General features: G+C 42.6%; 17 protein-coding genes and 2 riboswitches. All 17 genes read right to left on the bottom strand.

Annotated features, from left to right (window positions below; translation table 11 throughout):
* Positions 1-5 precede the first annotated feature (5 nt).
* Positions 6-1,262 (bottom strand): ABC transporter ATP-binding protein, encoded by a 1,257-nt coding sequence (locus AC0MXB_RS00690; protein WP_474037502.1) that lies wholly within the window; start codon positions 1,260-1,262, stop codon positions 6-8.
* Positions 1,262-2,254 carry a FecCD family ABC transporter permease gene (locus tag AC0MXB_RS00685; protein ID WP_474037500.1) on the bottom strand — a complete coding sequence of 331 codons (993 nt, stop codon included), beginning with the start codon at positions 2,252-2,254 and terminating at the stop codon, positions 1,262-1,264. The genes AC0MXB_RS00690 and AC0MXB_RS00685 overlap by 1 nt, the downstream gene beginning before the upstream one ends.
* A 33-nt stretch (positions 2,255-2,287) precedes the next feature.
* Positions 2,288-3,247, bottom strand: a complete 960-nt coding sequence (locus AC0MXB_RS00680) for an ABC transporter substrate-binding protein (RefSeq protein WP_474037498.1) — start codon at positions 3,245-3,247, stop codon at positions 2,288-2,290.
* A gap of 21 nt (positions 3,248-3,268) precedes the next feature.
* Complete coding sequence (locus AC0MXB_RS00675) at positions 3,269-3,997, bottom strand: energy transducer TonB (protein ID WP_474037496.1); 729 nt, start codon at positions 3,995-3,997, stop codon at positions 3,269-3,271.
* Between the two features lie 5 nt (positions 3,998-4,002).
* Positions 4,003-4,419 carry an ExbD/TolR family protein gene (locus AC0MXB_RS00670; RefSeq protein ID WP_474037495.1) on the bottom strand — a complete coding sequence of 139 codons (417 nt, stop codon included), beginning with the start codon at positions 4,417-4,419 and terminating at the stop codon, positions 4,003-4,005.
* A complete protein-coding gene (locus tag AC0MXB_RS00665) occupies positions 4,406-5,041 on the bottom strand; it encodes a MotA/TolQ/ExbB proton channel family protein (protein ID WP_474037494.1) in 636 nt (211 codons plus the stop codon). The genes AC0MXB_RS00670 and AC0MXB_RS00665 overlap by 14 nt, the downstream gene beginning before the upstream one ends.
* A 20-nt stretch (positions 5,042-5,061) precedes the next feature.
* The gene (locus tag AC0MXB_RS00660; protein WP_474037493.1) at positions 5,062-7,017 is read right to left on the bottom strand and encodes a TonB-dependent receptor plug domain-containing protein; all 1,956 of its coding nucleotides are present in this window, start codon (positions 7,015-7,017) and stop codon (positions 5,062-5,064) included.
* Between the two features lie 136 nt (positions 7,018-7,153).
* The gene (locus AC0MXB_RS00655; protein WP_474037492.1) at positions 7,154-8,212 is read right to left on the bottom strand and encodes a sirohydrochlorin cobaltochelatase; all 1,059 of its coding nucleotides are present in this window, start codon (positions 8,210-8,212) and stop codon (positions 7,154-7,156) included.
* Positions 8,213-8,322: 110 nt separating this feature from the next.
* Positions 8,323-8,502, bottom strand: a riboswitch (cobalamin riboswitch).
* A 123-nt stretch (positions 8,503-8,625) separates the two neighbouring features.
* Complete coding sequence (locus AC0MXB_RS00650) at positions 8,626-8,799, bottom strand: hypothetical protein (protein ID WP_474037491.1); 174 nt, start codon at positions 8,797-8,799, stop codon at positions 8,626-8,628.
* An 18-nt stretch (positions 8,800-8,817) separates the two neighbouring features.
* A complete protein-coding gene (locus tag AC0MXB_RS00645; protein WP_474037490.1) occupies positions 8,818-9,399 on the bottom strand; it encodes a cob(I)yrinic acid a,c-diamide adenosyltransferase in 582 nt (193 codons plus the stop codon).
* A 112-nt stretch (positions 9,400-9,511) separates the two neighbouring features.
* Positions 9,512-10,537: a hypothetical protein gene (locus AC0MXB_RS00640; RefSeq protein ID WP_474037488.1), complete on the bottom strand. Its 1,026-nt coding sequence runs from the start codon at positions 10,535-10,537 to the stop codon at positions 9,512-9,514.
* 31 nt (positions 10,538-10,568) lie between these two features.
* Positions 10,569-11,081: a GNAT family N-acetyltransferase gene (locus AC0MXB_RS00635; RefSeq protein ID WP_474037486.1), complete on the bottom strand. Its 513-nt coding sequence runs from the start codon at positions 11,079-11,081 to the stop codon at positions 10,569-10,571.
* A 270-nt stretch (positions 11,082-11,351) separates the two neighbouring features.
* A riboswitch (cobalamin riboswitch) is annotated at positions 11,352-11,532 on the bottom strand.
* 158 nt (positions 11,533-11,690) lie between these two features.
* Positions 11,691-12,089, bottom strand: coding sequence for a biotin/lipoyl-containing protein (locus tag AC0MXB_RS00630; protein ID WP_474037485.1), 399 nt, complete (start codon positions 12,087-12,089; stop codon positions 11,691-11,693).
* A gap of 41 nt (positions 12,090-12,130) precedes the next feature.
* Positions 12,131-12,442 carry an OadG family transporter subunit gene (locus tag AC0MXB_RS00625; RefSeq protein ID WP_474037483.1) on the bottom strand — a complete coding sequence of 104 codons (312 nt, stop codon included), beginning with the start codon at positions 12,440-12,442 and terminating at the stop codon, positions 12,131-12,133.
* A gap of 19 nt (positions 12,443-12,461) precedes the next feature.
* Entirely contained in the window at positions 12,462-13,592 is a 1,131-nt protein-coding gene (locus AC0MXB_RS00620; RefSeq protein ID WP_474037481.1) for a sodium ion-translocating decarboxylase subunit beta, read from the bottom strand.
* A 34-nt stretch (positions 13,593-13,626) separates the two neighbouring features.
* A complete protein-coding gene (locus AC0MXB_RS00615; RefSeq protein WP_474037480.1) occupies positions 13,627-13,788 on the bottom strand; it encodes a hypothetical protein in 162 nt (53 codons plus the stop codon).
* A gap of 113 nt (positions 13,789-13,901) precedes the next feature.
* Positions 13,902-15,431: a methylmalonyl-CoA decarboxylase subunit alpha gene (gene mmdA, locus AC0MXB_RS00610; protein ID WP_474037478.1), complete on the bottom strand. Its 1,530-nt coding sequence runs from the start codon at positions 15,429-15,431 to the stop codon at positions 13,902-13,904.
* Positions 15,432-15,583: the final 152 nt, after the last annotated feature.

Below are 15,583 nucleotides of genomic sequence, written 5' to 3'. Positions count from 1 at the left end.
ATCAACTAAAAGTGATTAATTTCTTTCCCACGAATCGAAGCAATCAATTCCGCCTTATGATATAGCAAAGTCGTTGACCGCGCACACAGCTTATCAAACAACAGCTTGCCTTCGCCGCCGCTATAATCCTTTTCTTCCATGGGCGTATCATTGACAATGAGCAGTGCCTGCGCCCAAAAACAAGCTTTTAGATTTTCTAGATTCTGCTTGCCAATGCAAATATCCGCCAAGATCACCACATCTGCTGCTAAAACTTTTTGTTTATTTTGTTCAGCCATCTCTGAATCAATGGGGGAAAATGGCGGTATGGTAAGACAATCGATGTGAAAGGCTTGTGATACTTCGGCATCCGTATCGCCCTCATGGAGCACGCCGCTGCTAATAGAAAAACCGGCTTCATATAAGGCTCGAATAATTTCCGCTGCAGCACCGCCGCCGCCAATCACATGAACCGTTTTTTTGTTCCGCTTCGCTGGCGCCGCATAAGTGTGAATATCGAGATGGCCTGTAATCTTATTTTTAAACACCGCAGAGTGAATACCGTAAGTAGCCTCTAGATTATGTGCATTAATAACCGTCTCAGGTACTCCATCAGCAATGATCTCGCCTTTTTCCATAAGCAGCATTCTCGAACAATACTTAGCCGCGAGCTTCAAATCATGCGCCACAAGCAGAATCGTCTTACCTTGCTGGCAAAGCCTTTGACAATAATGAAATAATTCTTCCTGATATAATAAATCCAGATTTGCTGTCGGCTCATCAAGAAAAATTAGCGGAGTTTCCTGAGCTAATGCTTTCGCAAATAAGACGCGCTGTCGTTCTCCGCCTGACAGGGATTGCATCGGTTGATCGGAAAATTGCCTCACGCCCATAAACTCCATATATTTTTCGGCAATCTCATGATCTTGCTTGCCTTCGTTCTGCCACCAAGCAAGATAGGGATACCGTCCGGTTAAAACAATTTGTTTTACAGTAAAACCAAAACCCAAATGAAGCTCTTGCTGCATATAGGCAATAGAAGCAGCAAGTTTTTTTTCCGATAAACTTTCAAGTGCACTGTCGAAAAGCAGAATCTCGCCAGCTTGCATTTTGTAAAATCGGCGAAGCGTTCGAAGCAAAGTACTTTTTCCGGCGCCGTTTGGTCCAACAATGGCAATAAATTCTCCTGGTGAAACGGCAAAAGAAATCTTTGATAAAATAGCTTTTCCCGTTAGTGCTACCGATACATCGCGGACTTGTAAAACTCTTTCCCCTTGATTCATTATAAAAGCCCGCCTTTCTTTTGGGTCTGACGCAAAAGATACAAAAAGTAAGGTGCGCCTAGGAGTGCTGTCATAATGCCAACACGAATTTCTATCGGCGGAATGATAACTCGCCCTAGTGTATCACAAAAAATCAAGAAAAAGGCCCCCGCTAGCGCCGATGCCGGTAGAAGAACACGATGTTCCGCCCCCAATAAAAGACGCATGATGTGAGGCACAACCAGTCCGACAAACCCGATATTTCCACTCACACAAACAGCAGCCGCTGTCGTAAACGCAGCAGTAAACAGAAAGAAAAGCCGCAGCTTCGCCACAGAAACGCCGACAGAACGAGCTTCATCATCACCTAGTACCAAAAGATTTAAATGTCGCGCCATCAGGCATAAGACGCCGATTCCTAATAAAATCGGTCCTACCGCTAAATAGACGTGCTCCCAGCGTCGATAATCCAAACCGCCAACCATCCAAAAAAGAAATTCTCTTAGCCGATACTCGTTCATAAACGTTAAAATGCCTGAGGTAAAGGCGCTGAGAAAAATACTTACAGCAACTCCCGATAAGAGCAGCACCATAACGGAAGTTCTACCTTCACGAAAAGCTAAAAATACAATGATACTCACAGTTAAGAGCGCTCCTGCCAAAGCGAATAAGGGCATGTAAAATAAACTTACGCCAGTCAGTCCCAAGGCTACCGCAATGACAGCACCTAAAGAAGCGCCTGCTGATACGCCAAGCATACCGGGATCTGCCAAGGGATTGCCAAAGACACCTTGTAGTACTGCACCGGATACAGCTAACGCAGCCCCAACTAAACCGGCGAGCAGAGTTCGAGGCAAACGAATATAAAATAAAACGGAGCTTTGCTCGGTTGTCAAATGAAACAAAGAGGCGAAAGAGACATCAATTTGTCCACTTATTAAAGATATTATAAAAGCGATTCCCAATAAGAAGATAAGACCAATAAACAAACAACAAGTTTTTCTCCGATTCATAGTTTCTCCCTTCGCCTGACCAGCTTGGTGCTGTTAAATCGAATCTTGTTTAGCCGGATAAGCCGCTTTAAAAATACCACGAATTCCATCTATTACATACTGTGACGAAGTAAATAAATAGCGGTCTGGCACCTGTTCTAACCGATGATTTTTAATCGCAGCAATGGGTTGCAGCGCTGGATCATTCTCGAGTTCAGAGCGATATTGATTCACATCCCATTTTCCTGAAAAGTTCCAGTTAGGCAACAAAATAAAGTCAGGATTCGCTTTAACCATACTTTCCTTAGATAAAGAATCATTCTTACCAAGACCAATTCGTGTCGCACCATTTTGAACACCAGCCAAGCGGCACATATCGTCAAATAAGCTCCCTTGTCCGCCTGATGTCCCCATAATTGAACCCCAAATAACGACTTGCCGCTGATTTTCCGGTATAGCAGCAACAATTCCTTGAATTTTTTCTATATCCCGATCCATTTTTCCCGTAATTTCCTGACCTTTTTCCGGTTCCTGCACTGCTGCGGCAATATTTTGAATGGATGCTTTTACCTCAGCAACAGAATCAGGCGTATGATACACATAGAGCGGAACATGAAGCTCCCGCATCGTCTGAATCAAATCGGGACGCATCCAGTCCGCAATAATCACTAAATCAGGCTGCAACGCTAAGATTGTTTCTGCCGTAGCATCTTTAATTTTTACGGAAACATTTTTTGCTGCCCCGCTTACATTGGAAATCTCAGGATCATCAGACAAGTAAGTCAAAGCAGCAATTCGATCAGAGCTAACTAGACTCGTCAGAATCTCATCGGTGCCTAAGGTAAGCGAAACAATCCGCTTAGGTTTATGCTGCAGAGTAAGAACATAACCAGTACTATCGGTTACCGAATAAGCGTCCGCTGTATTTTGCGATTCAACGGCAGGCGCTTTGCCACACCCCACAGATAAAACAATTAAGCAAATCAGCAATATATAATAGAAAGCACGCTGCAACGTAATCCCCTTCTTTCGGCTTTAATGCAGACTAAATCTTACAGGCAGCGAGGTCGTACAAACAACCGGTTCACCACTGCCGCGATCATAGGAAGGAGTAAAGCGCCAACGCCATACTGCAGCCACCGCCGCTTCATCAAGTTCCTCATGGCCGCTTGATGCCGACACAGTGACATCGCCTGGCGAGCCGTCAGTCATAATCTTAATTCTTAATATTACAGTTCCTTCCACACCTTGTCTTCTTAGATTTTCGGGATAACGCGGCAAAACCCTTTCTAAAACGCCTGGCCGACTATAGCCGCCTCCGCTACCAGTTCCTCTGCTCGCACCAGCTGTTTCGGAACTGCCAGTTCCCTGACTCACCGTACCCTGTACTTCGCCAGCTCCACTGGAACTGCTGCCAGACGCGCCAGCGACAGTTCCTTCCGTTGATAATACGGATAGAGAACCAGTCGCCGCTACAGTAGGTGCATCATTAGCGGCAGGCGCAGAAGAGGCTATGTTGTTTGGCAGCGCGGTCGTCGCTACCGTCGCTTGAGTCGCTGACAAAGCATCGCCTGCGGCCGCATTAGAAACAGCAGGATAAAACTCCCGCTCAAAGGGAGCATCCGTTAAAGCAAGTTCTACATAACTTTCTTCCGGTTCCTTGCCTTCCGTCAAGGGAGAAAAATAACCGATTCCCAGTACTATGACAGCATGAATAATAAGCGAAAGACCAAAAGCCTTTTGCCAGCGTTTCTTCTGTCTCATAGCAGTTATTCCCCCTTTCGATCTGTAGCAATAGCAATCCGTTGCGCGCCGGCACTTTTCAATTCATCAAGCACAGCAACAACCTTACCATATTCCAAAGACTTATCGGATCGCAGTATAATCACTAGATCGTCAGACGCTTGGGCCGCAAGCAGCGCTCTCGTTCTTTGTCCTAGCAGCGAAAAAGGTATTTCTTCTTTGTCAAAAAGAATTTTATTATCAGCGGTCACCGTAACTGCTACACTATGAGGCCGATCGGATTTCGCCGTCTGCGCCTGTGGCAATCGTACCGAAATGGTCTGCTGATCTACCATATAGAGCGTACTCATCATAAAAAAAACCAGCAGAAAAAAAATAATGTCAATCATCGGAATAATCATTAATTTAGGTGAACGCCTGTGCCGCAGTTCATGAATTTTCATGACAATCGCCCTCAGTCCGTTTTGCTAACAGCAATAAGCTAAACTCTTGAAATTCCGTCAAAATACGATCTAATCGATGGGAAAAGTAGCTATAACAAAACATGGATACAATCGCCACACAAAGCCCTGCCGCCGTAGCGATTAAAGCTTCTCCAACCCCGCCAGTAATCGCTAGAGGCTGTCCGCTTTTGAGATTCAACACACTGAACGAGTGAATCATACCAAGAACGGTTCCTAGCAACCCCAATAGCGGCGCTACTGTTACTATGGATTCGAGATGATTTAGATTTTCACCAAGCTTGGCCACAGCTAAAGTGATTTCACCTTCCATCAGCTCTTTATATACCTCCAGCCGTTCCTTACGATAGACAACAATTTTAGCCAGCACTCTCGCCACAATTCCATCTGAACTTTGGCAAAGTGTTAATAGTTTCGACCAATCCTCCTTAGCAATCAGCGCTTTTGCTTGCTCAGAAAAATCACGTTGTTTAGGCTGCATTTTGCGATAGAAAGTAAACCGTTCAATGGCAATACCTAAAACCACGAACGAACAAAGTAAAATCAAATACATGGCGAAGCCGCCTTTTTGAAAAAAAGCCAAACCTGTCATTAAACTATCCATAAAATCTAATTCCTTTCTACCTAAAAACGATATTGGATACCAAATTGATAGTTTCTGCCCGGCATGGGGAATCCTCCCGCTCCTTGATCAGAAGAAGCATATACCGTTTCATAGGCTTTATTTGTCAAGTTATTCACTTTAACGTAAGCAGTTGTCGCCTGATTTACTTTATAATTTACCGCCGCATCCCATACCCAGTAATGAGCTGAAGTAAAGGCCGTTGTATTTCTCCCAGAAGCGCCAGTTCCATTTAACGTAACCGCCCAAACAGGATCAGTATAAGTTACCCCCAAGCGATATCCATTTGGTGCTGAATTTTTTATGTCACTGACATAAGAATCGCCTGATTTATTTTCCACTTTCACATAAGAATAGCCAGTCATAACACTCCAGTTTGGTGAGAAACTTTGTCTAAATTCCAATTCTAAGCCACGTTTACGTTGCTTGTCTACATTAGAAGGAACATAAACACCGCTAGCATCAGGCGCCCAGTTAATCGCATCATTTAATTGTGTTTTAAATACACTGGCTTTCACTTCTGCCGTATCACTTAACTTATGATTCACGCCAATTGTTGTGGTATAGCCTGTTTCTGGCCTCAAATTGGGATTGCCTGCCACACCGCCGCCTGCTGGCCAGTATAAGTCATCCACCGTCGGTGCATTAAAGACCTGCCCCCAAGTCAAATACAAATTGGTCGCAGCATCCATGGCATAATTGACAGCAGCGCGAGACGTAGTTTTCGAACCGAACATATTTTGATGATCATAACGCACGCCTGGCGTAAACGTCCACTTATCCGATAAAGCCACGCGATCTTCTAAATAAACGGCCTTGTTGTCGATACTCTTATTGGTGAAGTAACCAGGATAATCCACTTTTGTTTTGATCCACTCCGCGCCGCCGACTAAAGTCTGATTATCGCCAAGCTGCCAACCATCTTTCCATTCCAGGCCCTGTTGATTATTATTATATTTTGATGCAGACCATTTACTAGCAACATATTGATTCATATTATAGGAGTAATAATTTTGATAAACGCGAACATAACTATCGGCTAACTGATCCTTTTTAGTATTATAGGTAATCGCCCAATTATTGGTCACTGTATTCAAATAGTCATAGGGATAATGCAGTGAAGCTCCCCATAAAGTCCGTCCGGCTGCCATATAAGGCTGTCCTTTGTGATTATTCATATGCTCAAAATTAAGTGTCAAAGAATGGTCTGAATCAAGTTCCTTATCGAGCCGGAAAGTTAAATTTTTCTGGTCAAAAGCACTGTTTTCCATCGTTTTTGTTTGCCCACTTATGGAATCTTTATAGGCAAAGTGATCCTGATTACTCTTACCTGCTGTCAAAAACCAACTCCAGCCTTGATCCGTACCTTGATTGGTATAAGTATAATTTCTTGTTCCCCATGATCCTGTATTGATATCAAGCGTTGATTCACTTTTACTGCCTTTACGAGTAATAATATTAATAACCCCGCCAGTTGCATCAGAGCCATATAAAGCAGAAGCCGCCCCTTTTACCACTTCGATCTTATCGATCATCGTCAGCGAAGGAAAAGAGCTCATGTCAAAGGTTGCTCGTCCGCCAAAAGCTCCCGGCAATTTTCTGAGATTCATCCGGCGCCCATCAATCATAATAACGACATGAGGATCACCATTTAAACTGACATATTGCTCACTGCCAGCCGCTCCTTGTTTGGTCACAATCACGCCTGTAACCTGTTGCAAAGCTTCGCCTAAATCTCGATAATGATTTTTTTCTATATCAGCATGAGTAATCACAGAAACATTCGCTGCTGTCTCTGCTACTTTTATCGGCATACGATTTGCTGTCACTTCTACCTGATCCAAGGAATAATCATTCGCTTCAGCAGCCCAAGAAAATCCTGTTGTTTGCACTAGTATAGCACTACTGATTATAGTATAAAGTAATGCTTTCCTAGTAAGTTTTTTTCCTGTTTTCATCTATGAAAACTTCCCTTCATAACAAAATAAAGAGCCTTTCTGCAATAGAAAGGCCCTGGAATCACAAAATAATAACTTTAATCCCCTTTTCTATCTCTCGTAGGCAAAATGGTGATTATGTTCAACTATTTGAGAATTACTTTTTCGTCATATGCTTTTTTTCAGGCTGCGAGGCACTTTGCAATGCATCCCAAGCTTCATTAGCACGATCTACAAAGAGCTTTCGTACATTTTCATTCTCACCTAAGCCATGAATGTAAGTCGTTACGAAGAAACCCTCTTTCTTTAAAATGGATTTATGGGAATCTGGTTCATCGCCAGCCATATCGTTGTTCGCATGATCCCCAGCAACCATCATCATCGGAATCAATGTAACATTTTTGACTCCATTTGCTTTCAACTTAGGAATGACCGTTTCCAGATTAGGCCAGCCTTCTACCGTATAAGTATAAACATTATTGAGCCCCATATCTTGTAAACGAGCTTGGATTACTGAATAATAGGCATTAGCCGGATGAGGCGTTCCATGATACATCAATAAAATCGCATCATTCTTACCGGTTTTAGGAAACTCCGTTTGGATTGCTTTCAACGTATCGGTAACGTCATCACGCTGTTTCTCCTGTCCCATCCAATAAATCAAAGACGTTCCCAGTGTCATTTTCTTAAATTGATTCTTATACATGTCAAAAATTGCTTTATCGTAAGCATACTCCATACCAGGAATTACATCAAGTGAAGTAAGAGCAACTCGCGTATAACCTTCCGCTTTCAGCTCCGCTAAAGCTTCTTCCGGTGTAGGAATTTTGATGCCTTCTTTTTGCTGAATCCGATCAATAATAATGTGAGAAGTAAAAGCCAAAACGACTTTTTGACCAGGATGTGCTGCTTGAATATCGGCTACGGTTTGTTCTATTGTGAGTTTACGCGACTCTGCATAAGTAGTACCAAAACTCATCACCAAAATTGCATCTTTATTTTCGAGATTCTGCATAGCCGGGTTTTCCGCTACATTTACACCAATTTGAGCAGCATGTTTTAGCGCTGGTGTTGCCGTCTTCACTTCTGGATTCAGTTCATAGGCAGCATAGGTGGGGGCAGCACTTGCCCCCATAAAGGTTGCACAAGCCAAAGAGATCGCAAGCATTTTCTTCCAATTTTTCACAAATACTCCTCCTAAAATATAAAATTGCATAAAATAAAAAAACTTCCTAAATGAATTAGGAAGTAGTAAACGTTCAATTCTTAGCTTGTAAATAGCCAAGAGACCTGCTACAATCCCCTCCCCATCGCTCGTAGGTAAAAATGGTGATTATTAAACAGGCAGTTCTCCTGGCTCTGGATCATTGCTCGCTCAAACCTTCCCAAAACAAAAGTTCCAGTGGCATTTCTTGAGTTTGCTCCCCATTACAGTGGCGGGACCGCGCCGGTATTTCACCGGACTTCCCTATTAAGCCTTACGGCACCTATTCTATCGCTATTCAGTTTTGCTACAAATTCTACGTCCTTACGATACCATGTTAAAGTTGTTTTGTCAAATCGTAATATTCAATCAATTGCATTGGGAAAGTATCTGACAAATCCACCAAAGTTCACTCATCTCTTGCCCTAAAAACATTTCCACAATCGATCGTCGTTATTTTGAAAATCATCAACACCATATACGTTCGTGCTGCCACATTGCGGACAACATTCTGCATAGGCACCATCACCTGTCGGTTTCAGTATCGCCCCCTCCGTATTAAACACCTTGCCACATTTTGCGCACTTTACAGCTGCCATGCTTCGTCTCCCCTTATGCTAATTTTCAATACCTTTTCGAGCTTCAACACCTTGCTGATAATAATGCTTAACTTCTGTCATTTCTGTCACAAGATCGGCTTGTTCCATAAGTGCCTTACAAGCTTTTCGCCCCGTAAGAATTAGTTCTACTGTTTCTAATCGTTTCGCTAATATTGACTGTAACTGCTGATCGCTGATTAATTCGAAATAATTAGCCACAACAATTTCATCAAGTATTACAATATCAAATTCACCGCTACTTACTGCCGTCTCGGCTCGTTTCACACCTTGTTCTGCAAGCGCTTTATATTCCTCTGGCGGCTTTCCCTGTGGAAAAACAACGACTTCATCACTCCATTGGGCTAATTCTTCCGGACTTAAGCTTCCCTCCTTCGCAATAAAAAAGGGCTTTCCTATTGTTTCAACAGTCAAATTCGGTGCTAGATTTTTCAATACGAGATGTTCACTATAACTTTTTGATTTCATAAACTGCAAGAAAAGCACCCGTTTTCCCGCTCCTAAAGCACGAATGGCTAAACCAATTGCCGCAGTTGTTTTTCCTTTACCATCACCTGTATAAATTTGGACATAGCCCCTCACAGCTGATCCACCTTCTTTCGCTTCATGGTATAGTACCATTATCTGTCTTTATACCACATTGTCCTAAAATGAACAAGAGGAAACCATAAAGGAACTTTCCAAGACCCCCACTTTAAAATTTTGCGGTTAAAGTAGTCGTAAAGCGGTTTCTGTCAGTAGACGCCCCGGAATGATTCACCGCTTTAATTTTTTTATAATCATAATCGCCAATCTTCAGCGAAATATTCTTATCGAATTTATGAATCCAGGCAATCGAATAACCCTGGGCATTGCTATTAGGATAGGCGCTCATTTCTGTAGCATTATAATCCGTCATAACTGCCTGATCTTCCACGTAATAATAGCTGGCAGTCAAGGTATTTTTAGCATCTAATGTATACTTCAGCGACATTTGCATTGCCTGATTTTCAGTCTTAGCACTTGATTTCAAAAGTTCTGCCGAAATTCCCACTTTATCATTCACAGCTCTACTGCCATAAACGCTCACATAATTAACCGTACTATCTGCGAAAGCATAGCGTGATCGCGTATCACTCCCGTAAGAAGTTCTTGCCAACATCACCCCAAGAGAAGATTGTCCATCTGGCGCATAGGTCCCTTGCAATACATAAAATTTATCATTCGAAAGATTGCCTTGATAGTTCGTCTTTGCACCAATAAAATTCAGATTCACTGCACCAACTTGTTTCGAAACAGACATAGCATAAGGTAAAGCATGACGGCCAATATACGTATTATCATAAACAAGACCGCCGCCTAAAGTAAGGCCTTGCAACCCGAGCACATATTTATAACCAGCATTTTGATATTTGATACCGAAAGCATCTAAAGCACTATTCTCTTGCTTCGTATTGCAAAAATAGTCAGCTGAAAAGACGCCATAATTATTATTTAATCTCTGATAAGTAAACCTTGTATAAGCCGATACATTTTCTGCAACCGGAAGAGTCGCATTTAAGGTCAAAGTTGTTTTTATGCCAGTGCGACTCCGATTCCCTGGATTTTCATCATGCTGAGAACGAGCATGCACCACTAGATTTCCGTCAAATTGCACACCATCTGGTTGGGCGGCAGCAGCCGCTTGGTTCATAGCCAATAATAAAGTGAAAGTTGTAATTCCTAATATCTTTTGCTTCAAACGAAAATCCTCCTCAAGTATCATTTCAAGATTATGCTAGTCCTTTTTCCATATGTACAATCTGTTCAGGCCCATCTTCTTCTAAGATAATCTTGAACCCCTGTTTTTTCCAAAAATTAAAACCGCCTGGCAAAAAATGATGTGTATGAAGGTAAACTTTTGTATAGTTTTGGTCACTTGCAAAAGATGACATAGTCTGTACCAATTGCGCACCAATCCCTTGGCGTCGAAAATTTTGTGATACATAGCAACGACCAAACTCAGCAGTTGTCGGTAAATGATACAAATTTTTCAATAAGGCAATTCGATCATTATACCTACACACAGCCCCGGTGCCAATCAATTCTCCTGTCGACAAAAAAGCTCCCCATAAATTACAATCTTCAGGTTGAATATAAGTGCGCTGCAAAGCTGCTACATCAGTCATATTTACACGTTTCCCCTTATGACAAAACAGTTCTACTAGCTGACTTTCCAAAAAGCTCTGTACCTTTAAAATTTCTTCCGCTAAAACTGGTCGTACTAAAATTTGCTTTTCTTCCACCCTTTAAACTCCCCCTGTACTAAATTGTTTAATATACTCATGCCGCCGCAATAAAAAAGCTCCTGCCAAAAGGGCAGGAGCTAGCGCAAAATCCTCTATACTGCTTAGGGCAAGAACAGAGCGCAATCACCTCCCCATCACTCGTGGGTGAGAAAAAATAAAACACTTCCTAATGAGATTAGGAAGTGTAAGCGCTCAAGTCATAGCCATAGCAAAAAAAGAAGCTAAGTTATTGTAGCAAAATCCCCTCCCTATCGTTCGTAGGTAAAAATGGTGATTATTGAACAGGCAGTTCTCCTGGCTCTGGATCATCGCGCCCTCAAACCTTCCCAGAACAATATGTTCCAGTGGCATATCTTGAGATTGCTCCCCATTACAGTGGCGGGACCGCGCCGGTATTTCACCGGTCTTCCCTATTAAGCCTTGCGGCACCTATCCTAAAAATTATTTAATTAATAAATTTTTTATTTTATAATAACAACATTACCCATTTTTGTCAAATTGATAAAAATAGTCCTAGCGTCCTTTTTATTACTAGATGAAACTATCGCAAACAGGCTAGATTCCGCAGAACCTAGCCTGTTTCTTTTGCCTATATTATAACCTTGCTTAGCCGACTACAACAAGCGGAGTACCAGCCTGTACAGGATCGCCAGCTTTGACTAGAATTTCTTTTACCACGCCATCAGCGCTGGAAAGAACAGGATTATGCATTTTCATAGCTTCCATAACGATCAGTTCCTGACCATTTTTTACAGCATCGCCAACATTGACTTTAACACTAATAATTTTACCAGGCATAGGCGAAGCAACTTTCGTGCCAGGGCCGCCAGCTTTTGGTGCTGCTTTCGGTGCTGGTGCAGGAGCTGCTGCTACAGGAGCAGGAGCTGCTTTCGGTGCTGCTACAGGAGCTGCTGCTTTAGGAGCTGCAGGTGCTGCCACGCCGCCAATTTCTTCTACAGCAACTTCATAGGTCTGACCATTTACTGTAATTGAATAGTTTTTCATAATAAATCCCCCTTTGGTGTCATACAATCATTGTTTACTGCTCAAAAACCGTTCATAACATCCTGGCGGCCAGCGGTTACCCACGCATCGCTGCCACGCCGAATACTTACGATAGTTACAGAAGCGCTACCAGAAATAGCGGCAATCGCTGCCGTAATCACGGCAATCAGCTCACTATCATCTTCTTGCTGTACCGAAGCCGTAGCAACTGCTGGAGTTGCAGGCGTTGCCGCCATAGCTGCAGGAGTAGTCGGCTGATTCTGCTCTTCCTTTTTTTCTTGCGCTTCTGATGTTACTTTCCAAATATAGCAAACGATAAGAATCACAATCAAGGCTATAAAAAATGTCAACATGAGGTATTTCCTCCTTTAATTAGTGAACGCCTAGGAGCGCCAGCATGATACCACCGGAAATAGCCGTACCAAATACACCAGCAAGGTTTGGTCCCATAGCATGCATAATCAAGAAGTTGTATGGATTTTCTTTTAAAGCAACTACGTGAGCAACACGCGCTGCGATAGGTACCGAAGCAATACCAGCTGAACCGATCAACGGATTGATTTTGCCGCCGGAAACTCTGTACATGATACGTCCGCCGATAATACCGGAGAAAGTACCGCCAGCAAAAGCAATCAAACCAAGAACGATAATTTCAATCGTTTCGAAAGTCAAGAAAGTATCAGCATTCATGGTGGAACCGATAGCAACCGTCAACGTAATGATGATGATATTGATCAAATCATTTGCTGCTGTTTGAGCCAAACGATCAACCACGCCGCATTCACGAAGCAAGTTGCCAAGCATCAGCATCGTAATGAGCGGAGCAACTGGAGGGAGTAACAAGTCAACAATAACCGCGATTACCATTGGGAATACGATTTTTTCTAAACGGCTTACAGGACGAACCTGCGTCATAATAACCATACGTTCTTTTTTCGTTGTGAACAGTTTCATGATTGGCGGCTGAATGAGTGGCATCAGCGCCATGTAGGAATAAGCTGCTACGGAAATCTGTGGTAACAAATGCGGAGCAAGTTTCATCGTAACGAAGATAGCCATTGGGCCGTCAGCGCCGCCGATAATACCGATTGCACCAGCTTCTGCCAAGGAGAAGCCCAGCATTTTAGCGCCAATTAATGCAATAAAGATACCTAAATGAGCTGCAGCTCCCAAAATAATAACACTTGGATTCGAAATCATCGGTCCAAAGTCAGTCATTGCGCCAACGCCAAGGAAAATCAATGGAGGAATAATAATAAGAGCAACACCTTGGTAAGCATACCAGAATAATCCGCCTGGGTCTGCTAATCCCGATCCTGGAGCGTTTGTTACGATACAAGCAAAGCCGATACCGATTAAGAGTAATGGTTCGTATTTTTTCACAATTGCTAAGAAAACGAAAACAATGCCGACAATCATCATAATAATGTTGCCATACCATAGATGCATTAAACCGGTCTGATTGACCATGTCCAGCATCAGTGATCCAATTTGTTCAAACATGTACGTATTTACCTCCTATTAAATAATATAATTCTTAGTGACCGCCTTTTAACTTTTCTTCATTGATTGTGCCAAATTTATTTAGGATAGGGAACAAGTATAACACAAGGCCGATACCCCAAATAATAACGAAGCTCAAAATGAAGTCAATGACGCTAAGTAAGATGGAACCTTCAACTGTATCAGGTACTGTCATGTATATTCTCCTTTCTAGCGATAATTAATTTATATATAACAACAAGCTTGGCAGAAGATCTCAGCTAAAAATCTCGCCAAGCTCGTTATTACCCCAGTAAAAATAACTGAAACTTATAAAGGAATATTGCCGTGTTTTTTCTTCGGGCGATCTTCCCGTTTCATCGCCAGCATGTTTAAGGCATTGGCAACAGCCGGTCTTGTCTGACTTGGCTCAATGACAATATCCACATAGCCGCGTTCTGCTGCATAGTAGGGATTTGCAAAATCTCTGATATATTCTTCCGTCTTTTCTTTGATATTAGCATCGCCACGGAAGATAATATTGGCTGCACCAGCAGGTCCCATAACCGCAATTTCAGCGGAAGGCCAAGCAAGAACTTGATCAGCGCCCAACTCTTTCGAGCACATAGCAATATAAGATCCGCCATACGCTTTACGAGTAATAACCGTAATCTTAGGTACAGTCGCTTCGGAGTAAGCATAAAGCATTTTAGCGCCATGACGGATAACACCGCCGTACTCCTGCTGCGTACCAGGCAAGAAGCCAGGAACATCGACAATTGTTACAACTGGAATATTGAAAGCGTCACAAGTCCGAACGAAGCGAGCTGCTTTATCAGAAGCATTGATATCAAGGCAGCCTGCCATAACAGCTGGCTGGTTGGCAACAATACCAACAGATTGACCGTCAATGCGAGCATAGCAAGTGATCATATTTTTCGCAAAATGCGTTGCTACATCAAAAAATTCGCCATTGTCAACAATCGATTTAATGACATCATACATGTTATAAGGCATGTTCGGGTTGTCCGGTAACAAAGAATCAAGGGCTGAATCGACACGAGCCGGATCATCACCAGTTTCTACGATCGGAGCTTCTTCCATGTTGTTGTTTGGCAAGAAGCTTAAGAGATAACGAACTTGATTAAGAGCGTCTTCGTCGTTTTCTGCAGCAAACTGCGCTACGCCGGAAGTCTGATTATGAGTCATAGCGCCGCCCAGAGCTTCTGCTGTAACTTCTTCCGCCGTAACGGATTTAATAACAGCAGGGCCTGTTAAGAACATCTGGCTTGTATTTTTAACCATGAAGATAAAGTCAGTTAATGCCGGAGAATATACTGCGCCGCCCGCACTTGGTCCCATGATTACAGAGATCTGCGGGATTACGCCGGAAGCCATGGTGTTATTGAAGAAAATGCGGCCATAACCGGACAGAGCGTCAACAGCTTCCTGAATTCTAGCACCGCCGGAATCAGCAAGACCGATGATTGGTGCGCCCATTTTCAGAGCAAGGCTCTGCACTTTAGCAATTTTTGCTGCATGCATTTCGCCGAGAGCACCGCCAATAACCGTGAAATCTTGCGCAAATACGTAAACGAGACGACCATCCACTGTACCATAGCCAGTCGTTACGCCTTCACCAGGAGCTGCTTTGCCAGCCATATCAAAGTTTACGCAACGATGCGTTACAAATTGATCAAGCTCCACAAAAGAACCGGTATCTAAGAGAAGATTGATTCTTTCTCTTGAAGTCAACTTTCCTTTGGCATGCTGTTTTTCAATGGATTTTTTACCGCCGCCTAGCAGAATTTCTTCCTGGCGTTTTTTTAAATCTTGAATTTTTTCTTGAATTGTAGCCATACTAGCTCTCTGCCCCCAAAATTTTTAGATTTTACTTGAATTATAGCTAATTTTAAAATCAATAAAATTATTTTGAACATGAAATAACAAAACTCATACATAAAATTGCATATTTGGGATCTAACTTGCATTGTTAAAATTCCACAAATTAG

The organism is Pelorhabdus sp. sgz311001 (assembly GCF_055901755.1).
This window is presented reverse-complemented; position numbering and strand designations above follow the sequence as displayed.